Raw genomic sequence first — 24,662 nt, 5'->3', positions numbered from 1 at the left:
AAGCAACACGGCTCGGCGCCGGGTGATCGAAAACTTGTATCGAAAGACAAAACCGTCGTGAGCCGGATTGAAACCTTGTCGAATCCGGCCGGCCATGCCACTTTCGCGATCGCAAGAGGAACCATGATGAACGACACCGACAGGGGCGATTTCCGCGAGCGGATCCGCCAGAGTTTTTCCCGCCAGGCGGCCATGAACACCATTGGCGCGGAGTTGACGCGTGTCGAGCACGGCATGGTGGAGATCGAGCTTCCCTTCGACGTCAAACTGACACAGCAGCACGGCATTTTGCACGCGGGCATCATTTCCGCAGCTCTCGATTCGGCCTGCGGTTTTGCGGCCTACAGTGTTATCGATGCCGAAGCCTCGATCCTCACAATCGAGTTCAAGGTCAACCTCATGTCGCCGGGGCGTGGCGAACGCTTCCTCTTCAGGGGCGAGATCACCAAGCCCGGCTCCAACATCATCGTCGCCGATGGGCGAGGTTATGCGATCAGCGACGGGCCTGCCAAGCTCATCGCGTCCATGACCGGTACGATGATGGTCATTCGCGGAAGAGAGGGAATTACGGGATGAAATTCGAACTGAAGTCGGTCGCAGGCAAGTCCATCCTGTTCGTCATGGCCGCGGAGGCCGAATACGGCCCGTTCCTGCGCTCGCGCATCGAACCGCTGATGACCGGCGTCGGCCCGGTCGAGGCAGCAATCGCGATCACCAAGTCGCTCTCCCGTCTCGACGCATCCGACGACCTGCCCGATCTCGTGGTTTCGCTCGGCTCGGCCGGTTCGGCACGCCTGCAGCAGACCGAAGTCTATCAGGTCACCTCCGTTTCCTACCGTGACATGGATGCCTCGCCGCTCGGCTTCGAAAAGGGCAAGACTCCCTTCCTCGACCTGCCGGCGGACCTCGACCTGCCGCTGCGCATTCCCGGCATCCCCGAAGCCACCCTTTCGACCGGCGGCAATGTCGTTTCCGGTGCCGCCTATGCCAATATCGCAGCCGACATGGTCGACATGGAAACCTATGCGGTGCTGCGCGCCTGCCAGGGCTACAAACTGCCGCTGATCGGCCTTCGCGGCATTTCCGACGGTGCCGTCGAGCTGCAGCATATTTCCGGCTGGACCGAATATCTGCATATCGTCGACCGCAAGCTTTCCTATGCCGTGGACAGCCTTTTCACCGCCCTGGAGGACGGCGTTTTCTGGTTCTAAAGCATGTCGCGCAAAAGTGTGTAACGGTTTTGCGACAACGACATGCGAAAACAAAAGCCTGAAGCATGACAGCGAATCTGAAAGATCGCGACACGCTTCAGGAGCTGAAAACAGGGACAATCGGGACAATAAAACCCGGCTGCGGCCGAATTCCCGCATTGCAAGAAGAGGCGCTTTTCATTAAAGGCTCGCCATGACCCAGACAGCACATCCCGACAGCGTTCTCATCGTCGATTTCGGCAGCCAGGTGACCCAGCTCATCGCACGACGCGTGCGTGAAGCCGGCGTCTATTGCGAGATCGTTCCCTTCCAGTCCGCCGAAGAAGGCTTCAAGCGCCTCCAGCCGAAAGCCGTGATCCTGTCCGGCAGCCCGGCTTCGACGGTCGATGAAGGATCGCCGAGGGCACCGCAGATCATCTTCGACAGCGGCCTTCCGGTGTTCGGCATCTGCTACGGCCAGCAGACGATGTGCATGCAGCTCGGCGGCTTGGTGGAAAGCGGCCATCACCGCGAATTCGGCCGCGCCTTCCTGGAGGTCGACGAGGACTGCGTCCTCTTCGAAGACCTCTGGTCCAAGGGCTCGCGCCATCAGGTCTGGATGAGCCATGGCGACCGCGTGACGAAGCTGCCCGACGGTTTCAAAGTCGTGGCGACATCGTCCAACGCTCCTTACGCCTTCATCGCCGACGAGAAGCGCAAGTATTACGGCGTGCAGTTCCATCCTGAGGTCGTGCATACGCCCGATGGCGCCAAGCTGATCGCGAACTTCATCCACAACATCGCCGGCATCCAGGGCGACTGGACCATGTCGGCGTACCGTCAGAAGGCGGTCGAGGACATTCGCAAGCAGGTTGGCGACAAGCGCGTCATCTGCGCCCTTTCGGGCGGTGTCGACTCCTCAGTTGCGGCTCTGCTCATTCACGAGGCTGTTGGTGACCAGCTGACCTGTATCCTCGTCGACCATGGCCTGATGCGCAAGGACGAGGCAGCAGGCGTCGTCGCCATGTTCCGCGAGCATTACAACCTGCACCTGATCCACGTCGATGCCTCCGACCACTTCATCGGCGAGCTCGAAGGCGTTTCCGACCCGGAAACCAAGCGCAAAATCATCGGACGCCTGTTCATCGAGACATTCGAGGACGAGGCGAAGAAGCTCGGCGGCGCCGATTTCCTAGGCCAGGGCACACTCTATCCTGACGTCATCGAGTCCGTTTCCTTCACCGGCGGCCCCTCGGTCACCATCAAGTCGCACCACAATGTCGGCGGCCTGCCGGAGCGCATGAAGATGCAGCTCGTCGAGCCGCTGCGCGAACTCTTCAAGGATGAAGTCCGCGCGCTCGGCAAGGAACTCGGCCTGCCCGACAGCTTCATCGGCCGCCACCCGTTCCCGGGTCCGGGCCTTGCCATCCGCTGCCCCGGCGGCATCACGCGTGAGAAGCTCGAGATTTTGCGCGAAGCCGATGCGATCTATCTCGACGAGATCCGCAAGGCTGGCCTCTATGATGCGATCTGGCAGGCTTTTGCCGTGCTGCTGCCCGTCCAGACCGTCGGCGTCATGGGCGACGGCCGCACCTATGAATTCGTCTGTGCGCTGCGCGCCGTCACCTCGGTCGACGGCATGACCGCGGATTTCTACCATTACGACATGGAATTCCTCGGCCGCGCCGCGACCCGCATCATCAATGAAGTGCGCGGCATCAACCGTGTCGTTTATGATGTGACGAGCAAGCCGCCCGGCACGATCGAGTGGGAGTGATTTTTAAAGTGCCTCGATGATGGCGACGGCCTGATCGAAGCCGGCGGGAAACGGCGCCTCGGGCGCAAGCGCATAGTCGGGGATGAAGGCCGACACGCGCGTTTGGTGCGCCAGATGGCTGACGAAGTTGCGATGTGCCGACGCCGAGCCAAGGACGTAGCGGCCGCCATAGAGGTGGAGCAGCGCCGCGTTGGCGGGGGCGTCGGCAGGAATGTACCACCTCCCGCCGCCCCGGCGATCGTGCCCGGTTCGAACCGGACGCCGTCCGCCGCCGGAGTCAAAGTCATGAAATCGTCATATCAGCCCCGGCATTCCGGTACGACGGTGAGTCTCGGCAGGGTTGCAATATACTCTCGCGTCGCGACCATCGTCGCCATGACGGCCACTCCGTATGTTCAAAAACCTGGGATCGGACGTTGGGAAAGCACCGGCACCGCGGTTGGCAGGATCGCTGCTTTCCGCCGGTGCCGGCCTTGGCGGTTGCAGTTGCAACCGGCTCGTTCACATGTTCAGCATGCGGCCGCCGTCGACCACGATCTCGCTACCGACAGTCCACGCCGATTCGTCGGATGCGAGATAAACAACCGCCTTGGCGACTTCCGCAGCGTTGCCGAAGCGGCCGGCCGGGATCCCTGCGATGATGTCCTTGTTGATCTGCTCGCGATAAGCATCGGGAACGCCGAGCTTGTCGTAGAGCGGCGTGTCGATCGGGCCGGGGCTGACCGCGTTGAACCGGATGCCGCGCTGTAGGAGTTCGGCGGACAGCGTCTTCGACAGGTTGAGGAAGGCCGCCTTGGTCGCCCCATAGACCGACGAGGTGGCGGCGCCGACATGCGCGTTGATCGAGGTGTTGAGTACGACCGACGCCGGATTGGCGAAGACGGGCAACAGCGCCTGAATCAGGAAGTACGGCCCCTTCACATTGATCGCGAAGATGCGGTCGAACACCTCCGTGGTCCACGATTCGATTGGTTGCCAGATCGAGATGCCGGCGTTGAGGAAGGCGACGTCCAGCTGGCCGTAATGCTCTTTCACTGCGGCGGCGAGTGCCCGCTGCTCTTCGACGCTCGCGCTGTCGGCCTTGATGACGGCAACCTCGGAGCCGAGGACCGACTTGGCCTGCGCGATTGTATCAGGATTGTTGCCCGTTACGACGACGCGCGCACCCTCGTTCAGGAACTGTTTGGCGGCTCCGAGGCCGATCCCCGTAGTACCGCCGGTGATGAGGGTGCGCTTTCCACTGAGTCGCGTCATGTGTGTGTCCTTGTGCTTGAAGTTCTTGCTACGACCCACAGGGCCGGCCATGGTCGCGGCCAAGTCCCGTCGGGTATCTGGCAAATAGGCACCCTTCAGTCTGCGAGCACGCCGGATACGCTCAACTTCTTACCCGATTATCTCAACAATTTTCCGATCAACACCGGCGCAGGCGCTGTTCGTGAATGGCCAAGACGCGCGTTGGTCCACGCTACGTCATGTCGATTTGTTTATTGATGTCGGGGTCAACGGCGGGCGCCAAAGTGAGGCCATCAATGCAGCTTCAGAGAAGTGACAGCGACACGGACGGTGATGTCACTGACTGGCGTGTGCGCTTTCGCGATCTTGGCCGGCGTGACGCTCGGGCCGCTTGTTGCCGATGTGCACGAGCACGTAGTTGGTGATCGCGCCACCTCGGTATCGGTTAGGGACGCGCCGAATGCCGGCATCGCCAGCGACCCTTCGGACGCCTGGATCATCGAGCCGCGCAGGGTCACCTCGATGAAGTCGGTGGCCTCCGGGCAGTTGACCGGCCGCGCGCTCCGGAGGGACGCATGGGCGGTCTGAATGCTCCCGCCGTTCCAGCCGTGGCTGCTCGCACAGTGCGTTTTGTCCTGTGTTGGAGAATAATTACCGGGCACGGTCCCGCGCTTGGCGTCAGGCAGCGGCAAGTGCCCCGTTCTGGCGCAGGTGGTTGCGGAAGCGGTCGGCATAATCGGGCACCACGGCGTTCTGGACGCTCGGCCGCGCCGCCAGCGCTGCGCGCCACGCTGAGACGCGTGGCAGGCCCTCGAAGACCGCCTGCGACACCGCCGGATTGATGATCCCGAAATAGCGGAAGAGCGGGGCATAGACCGCGTCGACCATGCCGAAATCGGTACCGGCGAAATACGGCCCTGCGCCCAGCTCCGCCTCCAGCTTGTGCAGCTTGTCGCGGAACGCGGTGCGCCGGGCGTCGGCGGTCGGAGCGTCGACGGCGTGGAGGAACTGCCAGCCGTCGGTCAGGGTCTGGGTCGCGAACTCGATCCATGCGCGGTGCCGGGCGCGGGCGAGCGGATCCTGCGGGTACATCGAGGCACCGTCCTGCGTTTCGTTCAGATATTCGCAGATCACCATGCTCTCGAAGAGGACCGCATCCTCTCCGTCGGGCTGGCGCACATTGAGCACCGGCACCTTGCCGGTCGGCGACAGCGCCAGGAACCAGTCAGGCCTGTCAGACAGATCGACGTTGATCCGTTCGAACGGGACCCCTTTTTCCAGAAGGGTGATCGCGGCGCGCTGGACGAACGGGCAGAGCTGGTGGCTGATGAGGGTGAGGCTAGTGTCGGTCATGGGCGGCCCTTCGTCGAGATGATCCAGCCGGAGGCGCCGCCGCTGCGGTGCCGGTCCGATACCAGCCAGATAGTTCCCGCATGCGTCGTACGCTCGCCCGATACTCTCAACTTATTGCCTAATTGTCTCAGGAGCTTTGCCTTGGAGGACAAACGATGCAATATAGGGGACATGACCGACCATCTTCAGCCACATCTCGACCTCGCCCTGCGTCATGCGCGATCTGGGATGACCGTGACGCCGATCCCCCGCCTCGAGATCGGCGTCGGTCAAACGACCTCCGGCACGTCGCCCTGCCTCTACCGCTCGATGATCTGCTTCATCCTGCAAGGCTCGAAGGACGTGGCGATTCACGACAATCTGATCCGCTACGATGCTGAGCAATATCTCGTCAGCGCTCTGGACTTGCCGCTGAGCGGCCAAATCCATGATGCAGGTCACGGCCGGCCGTATGTCGCAGTCTCACTTGTCCTCGATCCGGCACTGCTTGCGCAGATTGCGTCCACCATGCCGCCGATACGCGACGCCGATGCGCCGGGCAGCGGTATCGCGATCAACCCAATGACGCCCCCGCTTCGCGACACGTTGCTGCGCCTTCTTGCGCTGCTCGACACGCCGAGCGACATGCCAGTCCTGGCCCCAATGGCTGAACGCGAGTTGCTCTATCGTCTCTTGCAGGGACCGCAGGGGCGCCTATTGCGCCATATCGCCCGGCCCGAGGGAGCGCTTGGCCGGATCCGGCGTGCGGTCGAATGGATCCGCGACAACCACAACAGCCGGTTGCGGATCGAGGCTTTGTGCGAAGCAAGCGGCATGAGCCGCGCCAGCCTGCATCGCCACTTCGTGGCGCTGACCGGGCTCAGCCCGATCCAGTATCAGAAGCAAATCCGCTTGCAGGAGGCGCGACAACTGATGCTCTCCGGTGAGCGAACCGCTTCAGATGTAGCCTTCGCAGTAGGTTATGAAAGCGCCTCGCAATTCAGTCGAGAATATCTTCGGCAGTTTGGCGCACCACCGGTGCGCGACGTACGCCAGCTCAGGCAGGCGATCGAGAGTCCGGCAGTCCACTGATTGTCACGTCGCAAGCGGACCTTTTACCCTCTGCGAGCTGCGAGGCCACAGTGCGACATTATCCGCCCGCATGGTCGTTGCCGCCGTGCGCGGCGGTGAACATGGCGACGGCCGACCGGCAATAGGATTCGATTTCATTGTCGTCCGCTGCTCTCGCCTCATCGAAGCGTGCGATAATCAGGAGATCGGATCCTTTGAAAAGCGCGGCAAACAAGCGGGCGGACCGGAGAGGATCGGGCACGTTCAGAACCGCCTTCGCGTGCAAACGACGCAACAGGGCCTCGATTTGGGCGATGATGTGGGCGGAGCCGGCTTCGTAATGGAGCTTGCTCAACGACTTTTGATCCGTCTTGTCGGCCATGACCATGGCTTCGACATTGCGGACGTCCGGGCGCAATAGCGTGCGAAGCAGCGATGATCCCACCGCCATGAGCTGATCTTCGGCCGAACCCTCGACGCCTTCAAAAAGGGCCTGTGGTATCAACTGATGGCAGCGGGCCGCAAACGCTGCGCCAAACAGCGCCTCCTTGTTCTCGAAGTGTCGATAGATGCTGAGCTTGGATATCTTTGCTCGCTGGGCAACCTTGTCCAATGTCGTCGCTTGAAAACCTAATTCCGCAAAGAGTTCGCCCGCGGCGTCGATGATCGTTTGGCCAAGCGCCGCGTTGGCGGGCCGGCCGGGTCGGGTCTGGCTAGTTTCGCTCACGACAGTTGTGATCCTTGACAGTATCGTAATTCCTGCGTTACGATACCATTCAGTATCGGAAATATGCAAGCCAAAGAATGAATTCAAAAGAACGGGGGTGCCATGCAACGACGAGCGCTGCTGAAGCTGGCCGCGCTTTCCGCCATTGCCTTCCGCACCCCCAAGCTACGGCCCAACCCAGCTTAACCCCCTCTATCCGCAACACGGAGCCCATCACCATGAATGACGTGATTATTGTCGGCGGTAGCTTTGCCGGCCTCGCCGCCGCCCTGCAGCTCGGCCGTGCCCGCCGCAAGGTCACCGTTCTGGATACTGACCTGCGGCGCAATCGCTTCGCCGGCCACTCGCATGGTGTGCTCGGCCACGATCACAAACCACCGCTAGACATCCTGACCGAGGCCCGTCAGCAACTGGCGCGTTATCCCACGATCAGGTTGATCAATGCCCGAGCCGACAGCATCTCCGGCGCCATCGACAACTTCTCCGTCCTCACCGGCGATGGCGAAACCTTTGGCGCGCGCCGCCTGATCCTGAGCTATGGCGTTGTCGACCAGATGCCTGATGTTCCGGGCTTTGCCGAAAGCTGGGGCACATCCATCGTGCCCTGCCCCTATTGCGATGGCTTTGAAGTCGCTGGCCAGCATTGGGGCCTCGTTTGGTCCGGCCCGCAGTCAATGAATCAGGTCAGACTGTTCCACGATTGGACCGACAGGTTGACGGTCTTCGCCGATGGTCACGACATTGCACCCGATATCCGGGCTGATCTGGCGGGCCGCCACGTACCGGTCGCCGATGGCCGGATCACCGGGATCGCTCGTCACGGCGACCATAATGCCACCGTCAAGCTCGATGCTGCTCCCGATGTTGCGGTCGATATCCTGTTCGCGCATCCGCGCACCAAGCCGTCCGCAAGCCTGCATGAATCATTGGGCCTCGCGACGGTTAATACGCCAACAGGCATCGCCCTCAAAGTCGACGAGCGCCGCGAAACCAGTATGCCCGGCATCTACGCCGCCGGCGACCTCGCCAATCCCGGTATGCCCTCCGTCACCACGGCAATATGGCAAGGCGCGACTGCGGGCATATCCGCCCAACAGTCGATGCTGGCTTGACAGCAAGCAGCATCGATTACGCCAGTTTCGATCTCAAAATAGACGGGAGTACTACCATGGAAGTCCTAAAGAAATTCAAGCCGCTAGACGATAAGTTCCCGCTTGAGCGCCAACTTGGCATCTCGGCCGCACCAATCGTGCTCATCAACATATTCACGGTCGGTTCCGGCGACGAAGCGGGCTTCTTGGACGCCTTTATGGCGGCTGGCGAAACCCTGAAGAAGCAGCCGGGCTTCATCTCCACCCAACTGCACCGAGCGATCGGCGATAGCCCGATCTTCCTGAACTATGTGGTTTGGGAATCCACTGAGACGCTCCGCGATGCCTTTGCACGTCCCGAATTCGTCGCGAAGGTTTCGGCCTATCCGCCATCCGTCGTAGCCACCCCGCACCTGTTCCAGAAGGTCGCCGTCCCCGGCTTTTGCACGGCCTGACTTGGGAAATGGCGACTTTTGGGCCGACACGCTGACGCTCTTCGCCGATGCTCACGACATTACACCCGCTACGCGGGTCGGCCTGGCACAGGCCCTTCTGGATGCTGCGGCCGAACAGGTTCGCGAAGTCGCCGCCGCTTGAAGGGATAGGCGGGTGTTCCGATTGAAAATGTTGCCGAGCCCAATTCGCTGATCAAAGAGTTGAGGAAGAGAACAATGTCGAAAAAAACAACGAACAGCTTCGCCGGAAAATGGGCTCTGATCACCGGGGCGTCGAGTGGACTCGGCCTTGAATTTGCAGAAATACTGGCCGCGCAGAAAGTCAATCTCGTGTTGTCGGCTCGACGGCAGGAGTCGATGGAGAGGCTTGCCTCTGATCTCCGCCGCAAATACGGGGTGGATGTGCTGGTCGAGGTGAGCGATCTTGCCTCACCTGGCGCGGCCGGCCGCTTGAAAAGTAATCTCGATGCGAAGTCGGTGACGGTCGACATCTTACTGAACAACGCCGGATACGGCTTGCACGGCGCTTTACTGGACACGCCGATCGAGCGCACTGCGAACATGATCCAGCTCAACATCACGACGCTCACGGAGCTGACCTATCTCTTCGGCCACGATATGGCCAAGCGGCGATCTGGACATATACTTCTCGTCGCCAGCCTCATGGCCTTCCAAGCCGTTCCCAGCTACGCGGCCTATGCGGCGACCAAGGCATATGTACTCGCCCTTGGCGAGGCCCTGCACAACGAACTCCGCCCGTATGGTGTGGTTGTTACCACTCTTTGCCCAGGGCACACCGCGACGGGCTTCGATGAGGCGGCCGGCGCAACCACATCGGCCTTGCTGCGCCTCCTCACCATGAAGCCTCGTCCGGTCGCCGCGAGCGGTATTCGGGCGTTGTTGCAAGGAAAGGCCATGGTGATCGCAGGCCTGTCGAACAAGATGATAGCTTTTTCAAATCGTCTGACGCCGCGAGCAATGCAAAGGGCCACAATGAAAAGAGTCGTGGACGCTTAGCTAGGCACAAAACAATAAGGATGTATCATGGCAGAGCAAACTGGCGATCACGTCGCCGACTGGAATGACCAAAGCGGGGAGCGCTGGGTCGCCCACCAGGCCCGGCTCGACGCCATGATGGCGGTGTTCGGCCAGGCCGCAATCGAAGCCGCCGCGCCCGCCGCGGACGAACGCGTGCTGGACGTCGGCTGCGGCGCGGGGGCGTCCAGTCTGGCACTGGCCGCCCCCGTCGGCCCAGGGGGCCAAGTGCTGGGCGTGGATATATCCGAACCGCTGATCGGCCGGGCGCGCGCGCTTGCGCCACTGGATACGACGGCCCTGTTCCGAGTGGCCGACGCCAGCAGCGCCGAGCTGCCCGAGGGCGCGTTCGACATTCTGTTCTCGCGTTTCGGGGTGATGTTCTTCGACGATCCGATAGGGGCGTTCGCGCATATGCGCCGCGCGCTTCAGCCGGGTGGGCGGGTCGCTTTCGTCTGCTGGCGCGGCGTGGCCGAGAACGATTGGATGCGCCTGCCGATGGGCGCAATCAAGGGCATCGTCCCGCCGACCGCGCCGCCCGATCCCGAAGCGCCCGGCCCGTTCTCGTTCAGCGACCGGGGGCGGGTGGCGCGCATCCTGACGGCGGCCGGCTTCACCGATATCGTTATCGCGCCCTTCGATGCTTCCGTCCCGTTCGGCGAGGGGGCGACGCGGGACGCGGCGATCGACGACGCGGTGCAGATGGCGGTCGAGGTCGGCCCGCTGTCGCGCGCGCTCGCTGATCAGCCCGACGACATCCGCGCCCGCGCCTCGGCCGCGGTTCGTGCCGCCTTCGCGGACCTCCCCGGCGAGCGGTCGGTGATGATCGACGGTGCGGCGTGGATCGTCACCGCGCGCAATCCGGCAAGCTGACATGTATTAGCAGCGGAGACGCCCGCTCGGTGGATGGGGCGTCTTTGGCCGGTCAGCCGTCTCGAAGGGGCAGTCGAGCAAAACGATGCCTAGGCACAGGCCGTTCCGCAAAGGGGTGACGGTACTTTCTTCGTTCGCTGTGAAACCACCTGAGTTGCCCAAAGTGGGTCCGGAAAGGCGATCGACTTCGATAGATGCCGAAACCGCACAAAAATTTCGTGCTATTTTTCCGTTTGAAATCAAGACCGTAACCTTTTGCCGGCCCACGGGTCGGCTTCTTGCGCGACAACGAATAAAAAAACATAGATATATCAATGACTTACCTTGATTTAGAACAATCGGGTGGGAGTGACGGGAAGTACCGTGGATTAGTATCGGATAGCAGAGGACACTCGAGCGAATCCTGGACCATCGATAGCAGTCGATAGATTCTAGGCGACCTGCAGCTCTGTCAGGCGTCTCCCAGCTCTTCGAGCGGCGCTCATACGCCGTTAGGCCCGCCCCAACCTTCGCGAGTTTGTGGCCTTCAAATATTCGGTCGCGCGCTGCTCGAAGAAGTAAGCGCGCACGACCAGTTCTCGGCGTCGATCACACGGTCGTAGATCGATTACTGCTCCTTCTTGAACAAATCCTGGAAGATGAGCTGGCCCCAAGTGCGGCCGCGTGCGTGCACCAGCGCGCCACCCTCGTTGAGCTTTCCCAGCGTGATGGGTGCGAACCCGAGTTGTTTGGCCAGGGTCGCCACGGGAGCGATTGCGTCCTCGTCGTCGCTCGACAGAAAGACCACCCGGTGGCCGCCCTCGACGATCGGATCGGCAGCCAGGGTGGCCGCAATCAGGTGATTGAACCCTTTGACGAGCTTGGCGCCGGTGAACGACTTCGCTACGAAGGCGGAGGACGGGAGGCCGTCCAGCTCTTCAGGGACTGGGAACGCGTTCGTCGCGTCGATAACTGTCTTGCCTTTCCAGCTCGGCAGGGCCTTGGCAACCTCGCGATGTTCCCCGAACGGGACCGCCAAGATGATCGTGTCGGCCTCGAGTGCATCCCGAAGCAACTTGGCGACGACCGTGGGTCCAATCGCTCGAGCCTGCGGCGCCAACGCCTCGGATGGCCGGCGGCTCGTGACGGCCACCTCGATGTTTTTACGGGCGAAGGCCCGGGCGAGGGCCTGGCCTATCTTGCCGAATCCTACAATTGCGTAGCTCATAATGCTTTTCCGATCCGTGTTGGTATTGGTTCCCCGGCCTTCAACGGCGCTGGGTTATCCGTTCCGCTGTGTGGCGACCTTTGCGTAGAGGTTCCGTCGTGAACGACTTCCGCGCGGCCGGGCCGACCGTTCAGCGCGGAAGTCGTTCCACCATGGACACGCCAGTTCCTGTGGATCAGCCACTTCCGGCGATCCGGCGCGAATTCAGATGGCCGAGAAGCCGCCGTCGACAGATAACTCCAACCCATTCACGAAGCTCGAATCGTCTGAAGCAAGAAACAGCGCGACCGCCGCAATTTCCTCAGGACGACCCATTTTTCCCCGCGGGATCAGCGATTCGAACATCTGCTTCGCCTCCTCGGTGAGGACTTGGTCCTGCATCGGTGTGGCGATCGGCCCCGGATGCAGCACGTTCACCCGGATATTCCTACCCTTCAGCTCGTTGAGCCACCCGCGTGCGAATGCGTGCAACGCCGCCTTGCTCGCCGCATACACGCTGTAACCAGGAAAACCTTTCACCGAAGCAACTGATCCGGTCATGAAGATCGATCCGCCATCGTTGAACAGCGGCAACGCCTTTTGCACCGTGAACAGCGTGCCGCGCGTATTCAGGCCGAAGGTCGCATCGAAATGCTGCTCGGTAATCTCGCCCAGTGGGACGGCTTCGCCCGTGCCGGCGCTAGCATACAGGACGTCGATCCTGCCCTTTTCCCGCTTGACTGTATCGAACAGGCGGTCGAGGTCGTCGAGATTGGACGCGTCGCCGCGTATGCCGGTCACGTTCCGGCCAATCAGCTTGACGGCCTCGTCCAGCGCCTCCTGTCTCCGGCCCGTGATGAAAACATATGCGCCTTCCTCAGCGAACCGCTTGGCGCTCGCCAGCGCCATACCGCTCGATCCACCCGTGATGACTGCAACTTTACCGTCTAGCTTTCCCATGATTTCTCCTTACAGGCTCCGCCTTTAGTCGTTCGGGGACGCCCCCGAGGACCTCAACATAGGTCCGCCGGAGTCAGGCGTTGAGTGCGGAAGCGCGCACATCGGTGGTGCAAAATCGATCCGGCTGGACCACTGACGCCAGCTGCGGCGATCGGTGTCTGCCGTTCGGAATTGGGCTGTACTCGTCGACATAAGCTATGATGGCTGCCCGTACTGCTGTACGATGCGTTGGATACGGGCTTTGGAAGGCGCACCCAGGCGGTGCTGGATTGCACCATGATCGACTGGGATGACATTCGCTACTTTCTTGCCGTGGCGCGCGGAGGCTCAGTGCGGGCTGCCGCCGAAGGCCTCGGGGTGTACCACTCGACCGTGCTGCGACGCATCGCACAGCTCGAGGAACGCCTCGGGGCGCAGATGTTCGAAAAGCTGCCTTCGGGCTACCGCCTGACGGCTGCGGGCGAGGAGGTCCTCGAGCTCGCGAACCAGATGGAAGCGTCGTCGCACCAGCTGGAAACGCGCGTCTCCGGTCGCGACCAGAGCGTGCGCGGGCTTCTGCGGGTGACGTTGGCTCCGACCCTTGCGACACATCTGCTCATGCCGGACCTCGCCGATTTCGCGCTTCTGCATCCGGACATCGAGATGGAGATCGTGTCGTCCGGCGAGCTGGCAAATCTGACCAACCGAGAGGCCGATGTCGCGATCCGTGTCGTTTACGACCGCAAAACCCTGCCGCTCAATCTTCACGGTCTGAAGGGACCGGAGCTGTTCAGCGGCGTCTACATGTCTCGCGATCGACTTGCCGCGTGGCGTGCGGGTGCGCCTGATCCCATCCGGTGGATCGTCATAAGCAATCATGGCATCCCGGATTGGGCCAGCGAGGGTGAGGTTCGTACCACGGGGGTTCCGTTCAGGACCACGGACGGCGAGGCGCAGATCGTTGCAGTACGGCAAGGGCTCGGGATGACGACGCTGCCGTGCTTCGTAGGAGATGCCGACCCCCTACTGGTGAGGGTGCCGGGCACCAACCTGCACATGCATGGAACGCTCTGGCTTCTCACACAGGGGGAGACACGCAAGACGAAGCGCGTGCAGCTCTTCACGGAGTTCGTATCCCGCAGGCTCGCCGCATACGCTCCGCTTCTCGCGGGGCTGTCCATATCGCGCGACTGACGCCCGGCAGGTCGCCGGCGACGCTTGCCGTAATCCGTTCGGAAGCCGAGCTGCGATCGCTTGAAGCGGCGTCGTTCAATCCGCGAATGTCGCGCCGCATTGCAACCGGCGCGAGGGCCACACTACTGACGGACGACGGACTTCACCATCGCTGACGGTGATTATTCAGTACATCGGCCAATTTGGCCACTGCCGACTTCTTGTACCCAGAAAATCAACCTCGGACAGCATGGCTAAACAGCGCCACGCAAGGTTGCTGTTTGACCTTTTCATCTCATCACTGTGAAAGCCGCTGTTCCTTAAAGCCCGAGACGCGTCTCTCCCAGGGATGACTGCCGCCAACTCATCAACCCGAGGTAATCGATGCCAATCATTACATTTGCGAATACGAAAGGAGGGGCCGGCAAGACGACGGTCGCTCTCGTTCTTGCCACAGAACTGGCTCGCCGTGGCCATCGCGTTTCCGTTCTGGATGCCGATCCCCAGCAGTGGGCCAGCCGCTGGCACCGTCTGACGGGTGATGCAGCCGAATTCGCCCTCATCTCCGGTGTCAGCGAAGATACGATCGAACAACAGATCAAGGACCTCAAGAAGCGCGGCGGTTATATCATCATCGACTTGCCGGCCGGTCTGAGCCCGCTGATGGCGAAGGCCATCGGCTTTTCCGATCATGTGATGGTTCCGGTGCAGGGCTGCGCCATGGATGCTGTCGGCGGCGCGCAGGTGCTTGAAATCATGAAGCAGCTTGCTGCCCAGCATGATATCCGCATCCCGCATTCGGTCGTGCTGACGCGCATCAGTTCGATCATCACCACTCGGGCACTACTCGCCGTCAAGGGTCTGCTCGCCAAGCAGCAGGTCAATGTCATCGATACGGCGCTGATCGAGCGCGCCGCCTATCGCGACATGTTCGTTTCCGGCGGCAGCCTCTATACGATGGACCCCGCCCGTGTCAGCAATCTCGACAAGGCGCAGGACAATGCCCGCTTGCTGGCAGACGATGTTCTTCGCCTTGCGCCCCCGAAGGCAGCCCGCGCCAAGTCTTCCAAGAAGGCGGCAGAGGCCATGAAGAACGCCGCGTAAAGAACGCGTTCTGCGCTTATTCTGATATCGGCAAACGGCTGCCTTCGGGCAGCCGTTTCTGTTTGAATTCGACTAAGAAGCCATTTGTTCTTGTTATGTTCTTGACTGTTGAGACAACTCTGATAGGCTCCTCCTTGAGTAACAAGGAGGCGGGCGATGTAGTCCGTAGTTCAAATGCCTCATTTTCCACTCGATCCGAATAACGCAGATCCGCACAAGAAATCCCATCTCGTCGGCGGATTCCACCACAGGATCTTCTTTGCACTTCGCCCAACCATCGAGGCAGCATCCGAGGCGCTGGACATCGCGCAGGTCTATCGCAATAGACATTCTCTGACGGGGCCTTCACGGCCCAACGCGGTGCTTCATGTCACGCTGAACGGCATCGGCGCCTATCGTCGGCTACCGGATGATATCGTGTTTGGCGCTGAACAGATCGCCGCGACAGTGCGTGCGCAGCCGTTTGAAATTGTGCTCGACGAGGTCATGAGCTTCAAGCATCCTGGCCAACCACAAGCCTTCGTCATCTGCGGCAGGCGAGAAAACGAAACGCTGCTAGATCTTCGCAACCAAATCCAGGAAGGTCTCTACGAGGCTGGACTCCCTTATAACGCCGGTGGACATCTGACGCCGCATATGACCCTCCTTTACGATCGCAAGACCGTTCTGCCTGAAAAACTTGGCCAGCCCGTGCGGTGGACCGTCCAGGAGTTCTTGCTAATCCACAGCATCTACGGGAAGAGTGAGCATCGCGTCGTCAACCGATGGCCTCTGCTCGGCTGAGCTGCGCTTGCACCGCGGGTGGGGATTCGCATAAAACTCCCCACTCAATATGCACATGCGGAGCAAGACAGTGGACGTTTCAGAGATCATCATCCCCGGCGATACGCCCGGCATCGAATGGCGGTTGCCGGTCATGCGTTTCAAGGGAAGCGATCCGGCGGCGCCCAAGGTCTATATCCAGGCCGCATTGCATTCCAATGAACTGCCGGGAACGGCGCTGGCGCATTTTCTCTGCCTTCAACTCAGGCAAGCGGAAAGCGAAGGACGGATCGCCGGCGATATCACGCTCGTGCCGCAGGCAAATCCGATCGGGGCGGCGCAATCGCATTTCGGCGAGCTGCAGGGCCGGTTCGATCTGGGATCGCGGACCAATTTCAATCGGGACTTCCCGCTGATCTCGGTTCGCGACCGGGAGGAGTTGATTGATGGTCTTGATGGTTATCCGGCTACGGATCGATTGAAGCGAGGGCTGATTCATATGGCGCTCGGAGCCGATCTGGTGCTCGATCTGCATTGCGATGATGAATCGCTGCAATATGCCTATATAGACGAGGCCTTCTGGCCGGAGGCAGCGGACCTCGCCAACGCGCTCGACATGGAGGCGGTGCTGCTTTCCGATGGCGAAAGCTCCGCCTTCGAAGAAGCAGTCGGTTTTGCCTGGAAATATGAGGTGCCCGGCGAGCGCAAGGCCAAGCTTCCGGGCAAGCTTTCCGTGACCGTGGAACTGCGCGGCCGCCGTGACGTCTATCCCGATATGGCCGTGAAAGACGCCGAAGGCCTGCTGCAATTCCTGATCGGGCGCGGTGTCGTCAACGGCGGGACAGCCGGAGACAAGACCTTCTCCGGACCAGCCGTACCGCTCGACAATGTCGAGATCCTGCGTGCGCCGCAGGGCGGTACCGTGCTCTTCCACCGCAATATCGGCGAGCGTGTTTCGGAAGGAGAGCTTCTGGCGACTATCGTCACCCGGCCCGGTTTTGCCGAGGGCGATATCGACATCCGGGCGCCGCAGGACGGACTGCTGCTGACCCGCACTTCCGACCGGCTGGTGCGCCGGCGCGGCGACCTGATGAAGATTGCCGCCGACAAGCCGAGCAAGGCAACGCGAAAGGCCGGCACGCTGGAAGACTGAACCGGCGTTCTTTTCCACACGCGGATGTAAGGCTCCGCGCAACTGTCACACAGGCTTCAAGAAAATCCGCCAAGCCGTTGCAGACATGTTGCGAAGGAGCTTTCATGCCGCATTACGACATTGCGATCGTCGGCGCGGGAATTGTCGGGCTGGCGCATGCGCTGGCGGCGGCAAAGCGCGGCAAACGGGTCGTCGTTATCGACCGCGATGCACAGGCAAATGGTGCCTCGGTGCGCAATTTCGGCTTTGTGACGGTGACCGGCCAACAGGCCGGCGATTGCTGGAATAAGGCACGCCAGGCCCGCGATATCTGGGCCGAGATCGTTGACGACGCCGGCATCGACGTCCTGCAGCGCGGGCTGCTCCTTGCCGCAAGGCTCGACGAATCCGAAGCCGTGATCGACGCCTTCCTGCGCACAGAGATGGGCGATGGCTGCGAAAGACTGACGATCGAGGAGGCGCGGCGGCTTGTGCCGGCACTGCGACCGGAAGCGGGGCGCTTCACACTCTACAGCCCCCACGAACTGCGGGTCGAATCCCGCACGGCCATTCCGCTGCTCGCCCGCTATCTCGAAGTCAAATATGGCATCGAGTTCCGCCGCTCCACAGCAGTGAATGCCGTCGAACCGCCGCGGCTAGAGACGTCAACCGGTCTGATCGAGGCGGAGACCGTGGTTGTTTGCTCCGGCGACGATTTCAAGAGCCTGTTTGCGGATCGCATTGCAGCCTATAACGTCACACGCTGCAAGCTGCAGATGATGCGTGTCGTGCCGGCCCAGCGGGTTTCGCTCGGGACTGCCGTCATGTCTGATCTCGGGCTCGGACGTTATCTCGGTTATGCCGAATTGCCTGAGGCGACTGCCCTGAAGGCGCGGCTTGACCGCGAATTCAAGCCGGAGCGGGAAAACGGCATCCACCTGATCGTGACGCAGTCGGAAGACGGATCGCTGATCGTCGGCGACAGCCACCACTACTCCGAAACGCCCGATCCCTTTGGACTGGAGCGGGTCGACCGGCTGACCCTCGACGAAATGGATGCCGTGCTCAACCTGCCGGGCCGCTTCATTACCGAGCGCTGGATCGGCACCTATGCCTCCGCTCCAGACCGCTGGCGGTTCACCGACAAGCCTTCTGATGCGCTGCGCATTGTCGTGGTAACTGCAGGCTGCGGTGCTTCGACCGCCTTTGGCATCGGCGAGGAAACCATCGAGGATCTCTACGGGAGCGCAGCATGACGCAATTCAAGGCAGTGGTCTTCGACTGGGCCGGCACGGTCGTCGATTTTGGATCCTTCGCACCGATGGGCGCCTTCGTGGAAACCTTCGGCAAATTCGGCGTGGAGGTGACGATCGCCGACGCGCGCAAGCCGATGGGGCTTCCGAAGCGCGCACATATCGCAGCGATGCTGGCCGAACCGCATATCGCCGCCCGCTGGCAGGCGGCACAAGGCACACTTCCGGACGAGACGGCCATCGACCGCGTCTACGAACTCTTCGTGCCGCTGAACGAAGCTGTCGTGACCGATTATTGCGCGCTGGTGCCCGGCGCGATCAAGACGATCGAATATCTGCGCGAGCGGCAGATGAAGATCGGCTCCACCACAGGCTATACGCGCTCGATCATGGAGCGCGTGCTGCCGCTTGCCGCCGAACAGGGTTATGCGCCCGACAATCTGATCTGTGCCGATGATCTGCCGCTTGGCCGGCCGACGCCGATCGGCATCTACAAATGCTTCCTCGACCTGATGGTCTATCCGGCCTCTGCAGTCCTGAAGGTCGATGATACCGAACCCGGCATTGCCGAGGGTGCCGCCGCAGGCTGCGTTACCGTTGGCGTGACGCTCTCCGGCAACGAGGCGGGTCTGACGCCTGAAGAGGTGGATGCACTTTCGCCGGAGGCGCGAGCCGAGTTGCACAAGCGGATCGGCGAGAAGCTGATTGCTGCCGGCGCCGACTACGTCATCGAGACCGTGGCCGACCTGCCAGCACTCATCGAAGAGCTCGAGGGATAAAGGCCAGACGGCGTTTGCAGCTTTCATCCAGCGTGATATCTCCCCTGGGAAACAGGGAGATCGAACCGGCATGGCCATCACCATCTACGGTATCAAGAACTGCGACACGATGAAGAAGGCCCGTAGCTGGCTGGACGAACACGGCGTTGCCTACGACTTTCACGATTACAAGGCCGTCGGCATCGACCGGGCGCACCTGGAACGCTGGATCGACGAGGCAGGCTGGGAGACGGTGCTGAACCGCGCCGGCACGACCTTCCGCAACCTGCCTGACGCCGCGCGCGAAAATCTCGACCGCGAAAAGGCGATCGCCCTGATGCTCGACCAACCATCGATGATCAAGCGGCCGGTCCTGGAAAGCGGCGGCAGACTGCTGATCGGCTTCAAGCCGGAGATTTACGCGCGGACATTCGAGGGCTGAGCCATGTCCAAGACCACCCGCGCCACCCAGGTTCTCACGCAGGCCGGCGTCACCTTTACGGTTCATACCTATGACTATGATCCAAACGCCGAGCGCGTCGGGCTGCAGGCGGCCGAAGCGCTGGGCGAGGAGCCGCATCGCGTGTTGAAGACCCTGATGGCTGAGGTGGACGGAAAGCCGGTCTGTGTGGTCGTGCCCTCTGACCGCGAGGTCAGCATGAAGAAGCTCGCGAGCGCCTTTCATGGCAAATCGGCCAATATGATGAAGCCGGCCGACGCCGAGCGGCTGACGGGGTACCATGTCGGCGGCATTAGCCCGTTCGGGCAGAAAAAGATCGTGCCGACGGCGATCGAGGAAGCCGCCCTTGCCGAACCGCTCGTCTATATCAATGGCGGGCAGCGCGGGCTGCAGGTGCGGCTCGATCCGAAGGAAGCGTTGAAGGCACTGAAGGCCGCAGCCGCGCCGCTCATCGCCTGATCAGAGGAAGCGGTCCAGCAGGCCGGCAATCGTCTTCGCCTCGCCTTCGGCAAGCTTGCAGCCGATATGAGTTTCGATCGCTTTGCCGTAGACGGTCCACATGCGCTCCCGAAGCTGCCGGCCGGCATCGGTGATCACCACCCAGCGGCCGCGACCATCCTGTGCGAAGACCTCGCGACCGACCAGGCCCTCTTTTTCCAGCCGATCGATCAAACGGGAAAGATTGTACTGCGCCAGCAGTGTCCGCTCCTCGAGCTCATAGGGACGCAGCCTGCCTGATTGCGAGCGCGCCAATTCCCAGAGCACGTCATACCAGGCAAGCGGTGGCATGCCGGCAGTCTTCAAATCGGCTTCGATCAAGCCCAGCAGCCGCTCGCGGGCGCGCATGAGGCGCGTCCAGGCAGAGACGACGGCTTCATGCGGCTTTGGCATATTCTCAGACATAAATGCAAATACATTTATCTTGAAACTCGACACAAGCGATATTAGATGCATTTGCATACATATGAAGCCAACGATCCCTTGCAAACCCCCGGAGACTTTCATGAGCAAGCTTACCCTCATCAGCCATCATCTCTGCCCCTACGTGCAACGCGCTGCGATCGCGCTCCTCGAAAAGGGCGTGCCATTCGAGCGGATCAACATCGATCTTGCCGACAAGCCGGATTGGTTCCTGAAAATCTCACCCCTCGGCAAGGTGCCGCTGCTCCGGATACAAGAGGACGATGGCCGAGAAGAGGTGTTATTCGAAAGCAGCGTCATCTGCGAATACCTGGAGGAAACGCAGGCCGGTGCGGCCCTCCATCCCACCGACGCGCTGACCCGCGCCCGCCATCGCGGATGGATGGAATTCGGTTCCTCCGTGCTTTCCGATCTCTGGGGCTATGAGACTGCCCAGGATACAGCGCCGCTGGAGGCCAAGCAAAAGGCGATTGTCGCCAAATTCGCGACGATCGAAGATGTCCTGGCGGACGGCCCCTATTTCGCCGGGGCCAGCTTCAGCCTCGTCGACGCGGTCTTTGGGCCGATCTTTCGGTACTTCGATCTGTTCGATACGCTCGGCGACAGCCCCATCTTCGAAGGGCTCGAGCGGGTCAAGCGCTGGCGCAAGGCGCTGTCCGAGCGGGCAAGCGTCCGGCGCGCCGTTGGCGAAGACTATCCGCAGCGCCTGATGGAATTCCTCGAGAAGCATAACTCGATCCTGCTCAGGCTGCCCGCCGCCGCTTGAGGCGCAAGCGCAAGCGGCCGGACATGCTTCCGGCCGCCTTCAAATCGGATGCGGCGGCTTCATTTTCGCCGTAAAGGGGTCTAAGTCTTTCACCTCCCGTCGCAGATATCAGAAGGCAGGTTGACCCATGACGTTCATGCCCCAGAGCCACAGCTCCGTCGATCCCGGCAAACTCGAGAAACTTGCGGAAGTCGCCATCAAAGTGGGCCTGCAGCTTCAGCAAGGGCAGGATCTCGTCATTACCGCACCCGTCGTGGCGCTGCCGCTGGTGCGACTGATCACCAAACACGCCTATCTCTCGGGCGCAGGCCTGGTTTCGACCTTCTATTCCGACGAGGAGACGACGCTTGCCCGCTACCAGTATGGCAGCGACGAAAGCTTCGACCGGGCTTCCGGCTGGCTTTATGACGGCATGGCGAAAGCCTACGAAAAGGGTGCAGCGCGCCTGGCTATCGCCGGCGACAATCCGATGTTGCTCTCGGAGCAGGATCCCCGCAAGGTCGGCCGCGCCAATCGTGCCAATTCCACGGCCTACAAGCCAGCACTGGAGAAGATCTCCAACTTCGACATCAACTGGAACATCGTCTCCTACCCCAACCCTTCCTGGGCGAAGGTCGTCTTCCCCGACGATCCGGAAGCGATCGCGGTTGCCAAACTCGCCAGGGCGATCTTTGCGGCGTCGCGTGTCGATGTGCCTGATCCGATTGCCGCCTGGTCCGAGCACAATGCCAATCTGCGCAAGCGCTCGTCCTGGCTGAACGGCGAACGTTTCGCCTCGCTGCATTTCACCGGGCCGGGCACGGATCTGACCGTCGGCCTCGCAGACGGCCATGAATGGCATGGCGGCGCCTCGACGGCGAAGAACGGCATTACCTGCAATCCGAATATCCCGACCGAAGAAGTCTTCACCACGCCGCATGCGCTGCGCGTGGAAGGCCATGTGTCCAGCACCAAGCCGCTCTCACATCAGGGCACGCTGATCGACAATATCCGGGTTCGCTTCGAAGGCGGCCGTATCATCGAGGCCAAAGCCTCGCGCGGCGAGGAAGTGTTGAACAAGGTACTCGATACGGATGAAGGCGCGCGCCGGCTGGGTGAAGTAGCGCTGGTGCCGCATTCCTCGCCGATCTCGGCAAGCGGCATCCTCTTCTACAACACGCTGTTCGACGAGAATGCCTCCTGCCATATCGCACTCGGCCAGTGCTATTCGAAATGCTTCCTCGACGGCGCTTCGCTGAGCCAGGAGCAGATCAAGGCGCAGGGTGGCAATTCCAGCCTGATCCATATCGACTGGATGATCGGCTCCGACAAGGTCGATATTGACGGCATCAAGCCTGATGGCTCGCGGGTGCCGGTGATGCGACAGGGCGAGTGGGCGTAACAGCGCCCGCCTTCGGCATCAGGCTGCGCTGGCTGAGCCAGACGCTGACCAGCACCATGGCAAAGCCCGAAAGCTGCGTCGGCGTCAGGCTCTGGCCGAGAGCCAGCCAACCGAGCAGGGTGGCGACAACGGGGCTCAGGAAGCCGAGCGACGCTGCGGCCGATGGCTCTATGCGCGAGAGGCCGCGGAACCACAGCAGATAGGTGAAGGCAGCACCGATGAGGCCAAGATAGGCAATGCCGAGGATATTGGCTGTCGTCGGCACAGGAAGCGCTGGTTCCAGGAAAGAGGCCACGGGCGCGAGCAGAATGCCGCCTGCGGTCAATTGCCAGGACGTAAAGGTGAGGCTGGAAACTGGCGGCTGCCAATGCCGGCTCAGCACCGTGCCGAAGGCCATGGAGACCGCGCCGGCGAGACCTGCGGTAACACCAACGGGATCAAGCGCCGCCTTCGGTGTCAGCACCAGAAGTGCCACACCTACCATTCCGATCAGGCCGGCAATAACGGCGATGAAGCAGATCGGCTTGCCGAGAAAGAGACGCGAGAGGGCAATGACGATCAGCGGCTGCACGGCGCCGACCGTTGCGGCCACGCCGCCCGGCAGGCGATAGGCCGAAACGAAGAGCATCGCCCAAAAGAACGAGAAGTTCAGTGCGCCGAGAATGAAGGCGCGGCCCCACCAGATGCCCGTCGGCAGTTTCCGGACAATCAGCAGCAGAAGCAGCCCTGCCGGCAGCGCCCGTAGCATCGCTGATGTCAGCGGGTAGCCCTGCGGCAGGAATGATGTCGTGACGAAATAGGTGCTGCCCCAGATGGCGGGCGCAATCGCAGTCATCAACACATCGGCGGCATAACGTGAATTTGTCTTCATTTCAAGAATCTCTACTTCAAGATAAATTCAGGATAGCGCGTTTTATCTTGACGTCAAGATACCTGCTGATATCGATGCTGTATGGACAAGGAGAAATCAGATCACGTCGACAGAATCCTGGCTCAGTGGCGGCGCGAGCGGCCGGAGCTGGATGTCGAACCCATGGGCATCTTCGGCCGGCTGAAGCGGCTGACGACGCATATCGGCCGCGAAGTGGAAGCGGTTCTGCTCAAGCACGGCCTCTCCTCCTCCGCCTTCGATGTGCTGGCCACGCTTCGCCGCTCCGGTGCGCCCTACCGGCTTTCGCCCGGAGAGCTGCTCGGCATGACGATGGTCAGCTCCGGCACGATGACGAACCGGATCGATCAGCTGGAAAAGGCCGGCTTCGTGGAGCGCCTGTTTAACCCCGAAGACCGCCGCAGCGTGCTGATTGCGCTGACCGAGAAGGGTTTGGCAACAGTGGAAGAAGCCGTTGGCGCACATGTCGCCAACCAGCAAAGGCTGACGCGCAACCTGACGGCCGACGACAAAGCCGAGCTTGACCGGTTGCTCAAAAAGTTCCTGTCGGATTTCGAATAGTCAGACGGCGGCGAGCGCCTTGCAGACGCGCTCCAGATACGCCTTGCGCTTGGCATCTGTCGCGCGGTCCATGTCGTGCAGGCTGAACATCCGGAACTTCAACCGCTTGGCGCAGAAATTGGCGATGCCGCGCTTCAGCAGGCGGCGGACAGGATTGCCCATGTAGAGATGCACCAGCCACCAGGGCGAACCAGTTGTCGTCAGCGCGTAGAGCAGCTTGATATTGGTCAGCTGCGGCACGATACGGCCGCCGGCAGCATCATGGGTGAAGGCGACGCCCGGCGCAAAGACGCGATCGATGAAGCCCTTCAATATGGCCGGGAAGTTGAACCACCACTGCGGAAAAACCAGAATGAGACCATCAGCCGCTTTCAGTCGCGCAACGATACCGGCGACGGCGGACGTATCGTAGGGCACATCAAAATAGCCGCCCCGCTCTGCCTTGGACAGCCGCGGGTCAAAATCCTCCGCATAGAGATCCAGAAGATCGACAGTATGGCCGGAGGCTTCGAGGGCCTCGCGCGCGGTCCGCGCCACAGAAGCGGCAAAGCTCTCCGGCAGCGGATGGGCGAGAACCAGCAGAATGTGCATTG

Annotated in this window: 29 protein-coding genes and 1 pseudogene; 21 read left to right on the top strand and 9 right to left on the bottom strand. The window is 61.4% G+C overall.

From position 1 onward, the window contains the following. The first annotated feature begins 126 nt into the window (after nt 1–126). The 3 genes from PMI11_RS03560 (at nt 127) to guaA (ending at nt 2,967) form a co-directional block, all read left to right on the top strand. Entirely contained in the window at nt 127–576 is a 450-nt protein-coding gene (locus tag PMI11_RS03560; RefSeq protein ID WP_007813388.1) for a PaaI family thioesterase, read from the top strand. Then, the gene (locus PMI11_RS03555) at nt 573–1,211 is read left to right on the top strand and encodes a 5'-methylthioadenosine/S-adenosylhomocysteine nucleosidase (RefSeq protein WP_007813385.1); all 639 of its coding nucleotides are present in this window, start codon (nt 573–575) and stop codon (nt 1,209–1,211) included. Before PMI11_RS03560 ends, PMI11_RS03555 begins: the two co-directional genes overlap by 4 nt. 193 nt (nt 1,212–1,404) lie before the next feature. Next, nucleotides 1,405–2,967 carry a glutamine-hydrolyzing GMP synthase gene (gene guaA, locus PMI11_RS03550; RefSeq protein ID WP_007813383.1) on the top strand — a complete coding sequence of 521 codons (1,563 nt, stop codon included), beginning with the start codon at nt 1,405–1,407 and terminating at the stop codon, nt 2,965–2,967. Between the two features lie 3 nt (nt 2,968–2,970). On the opposite strand, the gene PMI11_RS36270 is transcribed toward guaA, so the two are convergent. Both PMI11_RS36270 and PMI11_RS03545 read right to left on the bottom strand, forming a co-directional pair. Next, the gene (locus tag PMI11_RS36270; RefSeq protein ID WP_244430531.1) at nt 2,971–3,150 is read right to left on the bottom strand and encodes an alpha/beta hydrolase fold domain-containing protein; all 180 of its coding nucleotides are present in this window, start codon (nt 3,148–3,150) and stop codon (nt 2,971–2,973) included. Nucleotides 3,151–3,468: 318 nt separating this feature from the next. Beyond that, on the bottom strand, nt 3,469–4,221 hold the full coding sequence (locus tag PMI11_RS03545) for an SDR family oxidoreductase (protein WP_007813381.1): 753 nt from the start codon (nt 4,219–4,221) through the stop codon (nt 3,469–3,471). Nucleotides 4,222–4,530: 309 nt separating this feature from the next. Here PMI11_RS03545 and PMI11_RS03540 point away from each other — a divergent pair, with 309 nt between their 5' ends. Then, entirely contained in the window at nt 4,531–4,788 is a 258-nt protein-coding gene (locus PMI11_RS03540) for a hypothetical protein (protein WP_157179591.1), read from the top strand. Between the two features lie 90 nt (nt 4,789–4,878). Here the strand turns inward: PMI11_RS03540 and PMI11_RS03535 are convergent, their stop codons facing one another. Then, nucleotides 4,879–5,553, bottom strand: coding sequence for a glutathione S-transferase family protein (locus tag PMI11_RS03535; protein ID WP_007813378.1), 675 nt, complete (start codon nt 5,551–5,553; stop codon nt 4,879–4,881). A gap of 171 nt (nt 5,554–5,724) precedes the next feature. On the opposite strand from PMI11_RS03535, the gene PMI11_RS03530 reads away from it, so the two are divergent. After that, nucleotides 5,725–6,624, top strand: coding sequence for an AraC family transcriptional regulator (locus PMI11_RS03530; RefSeq protein ID WP_037070613.1), 900 nt, complete (start codon nt 5,725–5,727; stop codon nt 6,622–6,624). Between the two features lie 58 nt (nt 6,625–6,682). Here the strand turns inward: PMI11_RS03530 and PMI11_RS03525 are convergent, their stop codons facing one another. After that, entirely contained in the window at nt 6,683–7,330 is a 648-nt protein-coding gene (locus PMI11_RS03525; RefSeq protein WP_007813374.1) for a TetR/AcrR family transcriptional regulator, read from the bottom strand. A 218-nt stretch (nt 7,331–7,548) separates the two neighbouring features. On the opposite strand from PMI11_RS03525, the gene PMI11_RS03520 reads away from it, so the two are divergent. The 5 genes from PMI11_RS03520 (at nt 7,549) to PMI11_RS03505 (ending at nt 10,784) form a co-directional block, all read left to right on the top strand. Next, nucleotides 7,549–8,442 (top strand): NAD(P)/FAD-dependent oxidoreductase, encoded by an 894-nt coding sequence (locus PMI11_RS03520; protein WP_007813371.1) that lies wholly within the window; start codon nt 7,549–7,551, stop codon nt 8,440–8,442. Between the two features lie 56 nt (nt 8,443–8,498). After that, entirely contained in the window at nt 8,499–8,876 is a 378-nt protein-coding gene (locus tag PMI11_RS03515) for an antibiotic biosynthesis monooxygenase family protein (RefSeq protein WP_007813369.1), read from the top strand. 1 nt (nt 8,877) lies between these two features. Next, complete coding sequence (locus PMI11_RS37210) at nt 8,878–9,018, top strand: hypothetical protein (RefSeq protein ID WP_157179590.1); 141 nt, start codon at nt 8,878–8,880, stop codon at nt 9,016–9,018. 74 nt (nt 9,019–9,092) lie between these two features. Further along, entirely contained in the window at nt 9,093–9,893 is an 801-nt protein-coding gene (locus tag PMI11_RS03510; RefSeq protein WP_007813366.1) for an SDR family NAD(P)-dependent oxidoreductase, read from the top strand. A 27-nt stretch (nt 9,894–9,920) separates the two neighbouring features. Beyond that, complete coding sequence (locus PMI11_RS03505) at nt 9,921–10,784, top strand: class I SAM-dependent methyltransferase (protein WP_007813365.1); 864 nt, start codon at nt 9,921–9,923, stop codon at nt 10,782–10,784. A 607-nt stretch (nt 10,785–11,391) separates the two neighbouring features. On the opposite strand, the pseudogene PMI11_RS03500 reads toward PMI11_RS03505, so the two are convergent. Both PMI11_RS03500 and PMI11_RS03495 read right to left on the bottom strand, forming a co-directional pair. Next, nucleotides 11,392–11,997, bottom strand: a pseudogene (locus tag PMI11_RS03500) (NAD(P)-binding domain-containing protein); the annotation flags it as partial. A 198-nt stretch (nt 11,998–12,195) separates the two neighbouring features. Further along, a complete protein-coding gene (locus PMI11_RS03495; RefSeq protein ID WP_007813363.1) occupies nt 12,196–12,930 on the bottom strand; it encodes an SDR family NAD(P)-dependent oxidoreductase in 735 nt (244 codons plus the stop codon). Nucleotides 12,931–13,206: 276 nt separating this feature from the next. On the opposite strand from PMI11_RS03495, the gene PMI11_RS03490 reads away from it, so the two are divergent. The 8 genes from PMI11_RS03490 (at nt 13,207) to ybaK (ending at nt 20,010) form a co-directional block, all read left to right on the top strand. Continuing rightward, on the top strand, nt 13,207–14,103 hold the full coding sequence (locus tag PMI11_RS03490; protein WP_007813362.1) for a LysR family transcriptional regulator: 897 nt from the start codon (nt 13,207–13,209) through the stop codon (nt 14,101–14,103). Nucleotides 14,104–14,466: 363 nt separating this feature from the next. After that, a complete protein-coding gene (locus PMI11_RS03485; RefSeq protein WP_007813359.1) occupies nt 14,467–15,186 on the top strand; it encodes a ParA family protein in 720 nt (239 codons plus the stop codon). A gap of 174 nt (nt 15,187–15,360) precedes the next feature. After that, entirely contained in the window at nt 15,361–15,969 is a 609-nt protein-coding gene (locus PMI11_RS03480) for a 2'-5' RNA ligase family protein (RefSeq protein WP_007813358.1), read from the top strand. A gap of 70 nt (nt 15,970–16,039) precedes the next feature. Then, nucleotides 16,040–17,101, top strand: a complete 1,062-nt coding sequence (locus PMI11_RS03475) for a succinylglutamate desuccinylase/aspartoacylase domain-containing protein (protein ID WP_007813356.1) — start codon at nt 16,040–16,042, stop codon at nt 17,099–17,101. A gap of 104 nt (nt 17,102–17,205) precedes the next feature. Further along, nucleotides 17,206–18,336: a TIGR03364 family FAD-dependent oxidoreductase gene (locus tag PMI11_RS03470; protein ID WP_007813355.1), complete on the top strand. Its 1,131-nt coding sequence runs from the start codon at nt 17,206–17,208 to the stop codon at nt 18,334–18,336. Beyond that, a complete protein-coding gene (phnX, locus tag PMI11_RS03465; protein ID WP_007813353.1) occupies nt 18,333–19,112 on the top strand; it encodes a phosphonoacetaldehyde hydrolase in 780 nt (259 codons plus the stop codon). Before PMI11_RS03470 ends, phnX begins: the two co-directional genes overlap by 4 nt. 70 nt (nt 19,113–19,182) lie before the next feature. After that, nucleotides 19,183–19,533, top strand: a complete 351-nt coding sequence (locus tag PMI11_RS03460; protein WP_007813350.1) for an ArsC family reductase — start codon at nt 19,183–19,185, stop codon at nt 19,531–19,533. Between the two features lie 3 nt (nt 19,534–19,536). Next, a complete protein-coding gene (gene ybaK, locus PMI11_RS03455; protein WP_007813348.1) occupies nt 19,537–20,010 on the top strand; it encodes a Cys-tRNA(Pro) deacylase in 474 nt (157 codons plus the stop codon). Here ybaK and PMI11_RS03450 read toward each other — a convergent pair whose 3' ends face one another. Further along, nucleotides 20,011–20,454, bottom strand: coding sequence for a MarR family winged helix-turn-helix transcriptional regulator (locus PMI11_RS03450; protein WP_007813346.1), 444 nt, complete (start codon nt 20,452–20,454; stop codon nt 20,011–20,013). It lies immediately after the preceding gene. Between the two features lie 100 nt (nt 20,455–20,554). Between PMI11_RS03450 and PMI11_RS03445 the strand changes: the two genes are divergently transcribed. Further along, nucleotides 20,555–21,238 carry a glutathione S-transferase family protein gene (locus tag PMI11_RS03445; protein WP_007813344.1) on the top strand — a complete coding sequence of 228 codons (684 nt, stop codon included), beginning with the start codon at nt 20,555–20,557 and terminating at the stop codon, nt 21,236–21,238. A 127-nt stretch (nt 21,239–21,365) separates the two neighbouring features. Next, nucleotides 21,366–22,619 (top strand): aminopeptidase, encoded by a 1,254-nt coding sequence (locus tag PMI11_RS03440; protein ID WP_007813329.1) that lies wholly within the window; start codon nt 21,366–21,368, stop codon nt 22,617–22,619. Here PMI11_RS03440 and PMI11_RS03435 read toward each other — a convergent pair. Beyond that, nucleotides 22,567–23,490 carry an EamA family transporter gene (locus PMI11_RS03435; protein ID WP_007813327.1) on the bottom strand — a complete coding sequence of 308 codons (924 nt, stop codon included), beginning with the start codon at nt 23,488–23,490 and terminating at the stop codon, nt 22,567–22,569. The genes PMI11_RS03440 and PMI11_RS03435 overlap by 53 nt on opposite strands. Before the next feature lie 81 nt (nt 23,491–23,571). Between PMI11_RS03435 and PMI11_RS03430 the strand changes: the two genes are divergently transcribed. Next, nucleotides 23,572–24,069, top strand: a complete 498-nt coding sequence (locus PMI11_RS03430) for a MarR family winged helix-turn-helix transcriptional regulator (protein ID WP_007813326.1) — start codon at nt 23,572–23,574, stop codon at nt 24,067–24,069. Here the strand turns inward: PMI11_RS03430 and PMI11_RS03425 are convergent, their stop codons facing one another. Continuing rightward, nucleotides 24,070–24,660, bottom strand: a complete 591-nt coding sequence (locus PMI11_RS03425) for an NAD(P)H-dependent oxidoreductase (protein WP_007813324.1) — start codon at nt 24,658–24,660, stop codon at nt 24,070–24,072. Nucleotides 24,661–24,662: the final 2 nt, after the last annotated feature.

Source organism: Rhizobium sp. CF142 (assembly GCF_000281145.1).
Lineage (GTDB): Bacteria > Pseudomonadota > Alphaproteobacteria > Rhizobiales > Rhizobiaceae > Rhizobium.
Note: the sequence above shows the minus strand (reverse complement) of the source record. Positions and strands in the feature narration are given on the sequence as shown.

What these genes read in the sequence shown, in the direction of transcription:
- PMI11_RS03560 (WP_007813388.1), top strand. Translation starts at nt 127, where the DNA reads ATGAACGACACCGACAGGGGCGATTTCCGCGAGCGGATCCGCCAGAGT.
- PMI11_RS03555 (WP_007813385.1), top strand. Translation starts at nt 573, where the DNA reads ATGAAATTCGAACTGAAGTCGGTCGCAGGCAAGTCCATCCTGTTCGTC.
- guaA (WP_007813383.1), top strand. Translation starts at nt 1,405, where the DNA reads ATGACCCAGACAGCACATCCCGACAGCGTTCTCATCGTCGATTTCGGC.
- PMI11_RS03545 (WP_007813381.1), bottom strand. Translation starts at nt 4,221, where the DNA reads ATGACGCGACTCAGTGGAAAGCGCACCCTCATCACCGGCGGTACTACG.
- PMI11_RS03535 (WP_007813378.1), bottom strand. Translation starts at nt 5,553, where the DNA reads ATGACCGACACTAGCCTCACCCTCATCAGCCACCAGCTCTGCCCGTTC.
- PMI11_RS03530 (WP_037070613.1), top strand. Translation starts at nt 5,725, where the DNA reads ATGACCGACCATCTTCAGCCACATCTCGACCTCGCCCTGCGTCATGCG.
- PMI11_RS03520 (WP_007813371.1), top strand. Translation starts at nt 7,549, where the DNA reads ATGAATGACGTGATTATTGTCGGCGGTAGCTTTGCCGGCCTCGCCGCC.
- PMI11_RS03515 (WP_007813369.1), top strand. Translation starts at nt 8,499, where the DNA reads ATGGAAGTCCTAAAGAAATTCAAGCCGCTAGACGATAAGTTCCCGCTT.
- PMI11_RS03510 (WP_007813366.1), top strand. Translation starts at nt 9,093, where the DNA reads ATGTCGAAAAAAACAACGAACAGCTTCGCCGGAAAATGGGCTCTGATC.
- PMI11_RS03505 (WP_007813365.1), top strand. Translation starts at nt 9,921, where the DNA reads ATGGCAGAGCAAACTGGCGATCACGTCGCCGACTGGAATGACCAAAGC.
- PMI11_RS03495 (WP_007813363.1), bottom strand. Translation starts at nt 12,930, where the DNA reads ATGGGAAAGCTAGACGGTAAAGTTGCAGTCATCACGGGTGGATCGAGC.
- PMI11_RS03490 (WP_007813362.1), top strand. Translation starts at nt 13,207, where the DNA reads ATGATCGACTGGGATGACATTCGCTACTTTCTTGCCGTGGCGCGCGGA.
- PMI11_RS03485 (WP_007813359.1), top strand. Translation starts at nt 14,467, where the DNA reads ATGCCAATCATTACATTTGCGAATACGAAAGGAGGGGCCGGCAAGACG.
- PMI11_RS03480 (WP_007813358.1), top strand. Translation starts at nt 15,361, where the DNA reads ATGCCTCATTTTCCACTCGATCCGAATAACGCAGATCCGCACAAGAAA.
- PMI11_RS03470 (WP_007813355.1), top strand. Translation starts at nt 17,206, where the DNA reads ATGCCGCATTACGACATTGCGATCGTCGGCGCGGGAATTGTCGGGCTG.
- phnX (WP_007813353.1), top strand. Translation starts at nt 18,333, where the DNA reads ATGACGCAATTCAAGGCAGTGGTCTTCGACTGGGCCGGCACGGTCGTC.
- PMI11_RS03460 (WP_007813350.1), top strand. Translation starts at nt 19,183, where the DNA reads ATGGCCATCACCATCTACGGTATCAAGAACTGCGACACGATGAAGAAG.
- ybaK (WP_007813348.1), top strand. Translation starts at nt 19,537, where the DNA reads ATGTCCAAGACCACCCGCGCCACCCAGGTTCTCACGCAGGCCGGCGTC.
- PMI11_RS03450 (WP_007813346.1), bottom strand. Translation starts at nt 20,454, where the DNA reads ATGTCTGAGAATATGCCAAAGCCGCATGAAGCCGTCGTCTCTGCCTGG.
- PMI11_RS03445 (WP_007813344.1), top strand. Translation starts at nt 20,555, where the DNA reads ATGAGCAAGCTTACCCTCATCAGCCATCATCTCTGCCCCTACGTGCAA.
- PMI11_RS03440 (WP_007813329.1), top strand. Translation starts at nt 21,366, where the DNA reads ATGACGTTCATGCCCCAGAGCCACAGCTCCGTCGATCCCGGCAAACTC.
- PMI11_RS03435 (WP_007813327.1), bottom strand. Translation starts at nt 23,490, where the DNA reads ATGAAGACAAATTCACGTTATGCCGCCGATGTGTTGATGACTGCGATT.
- PMI11_RS03430 (WP_007813326.1), top strand. Translation starts at nt 23,572, where the DNA reads ATGGACAAGGAGAAATCAGATCACGTCGACAGAATCCTGGCTCAGTGG.
- PMI11_RS03425 (WP_007813324.1), bottom strand. Translation starts at nt 24,660, where the DNA reads ATGCACATTCTGCTGGTTCTCGCCCATCCGCTGCCGGAGAGCTTTGCC.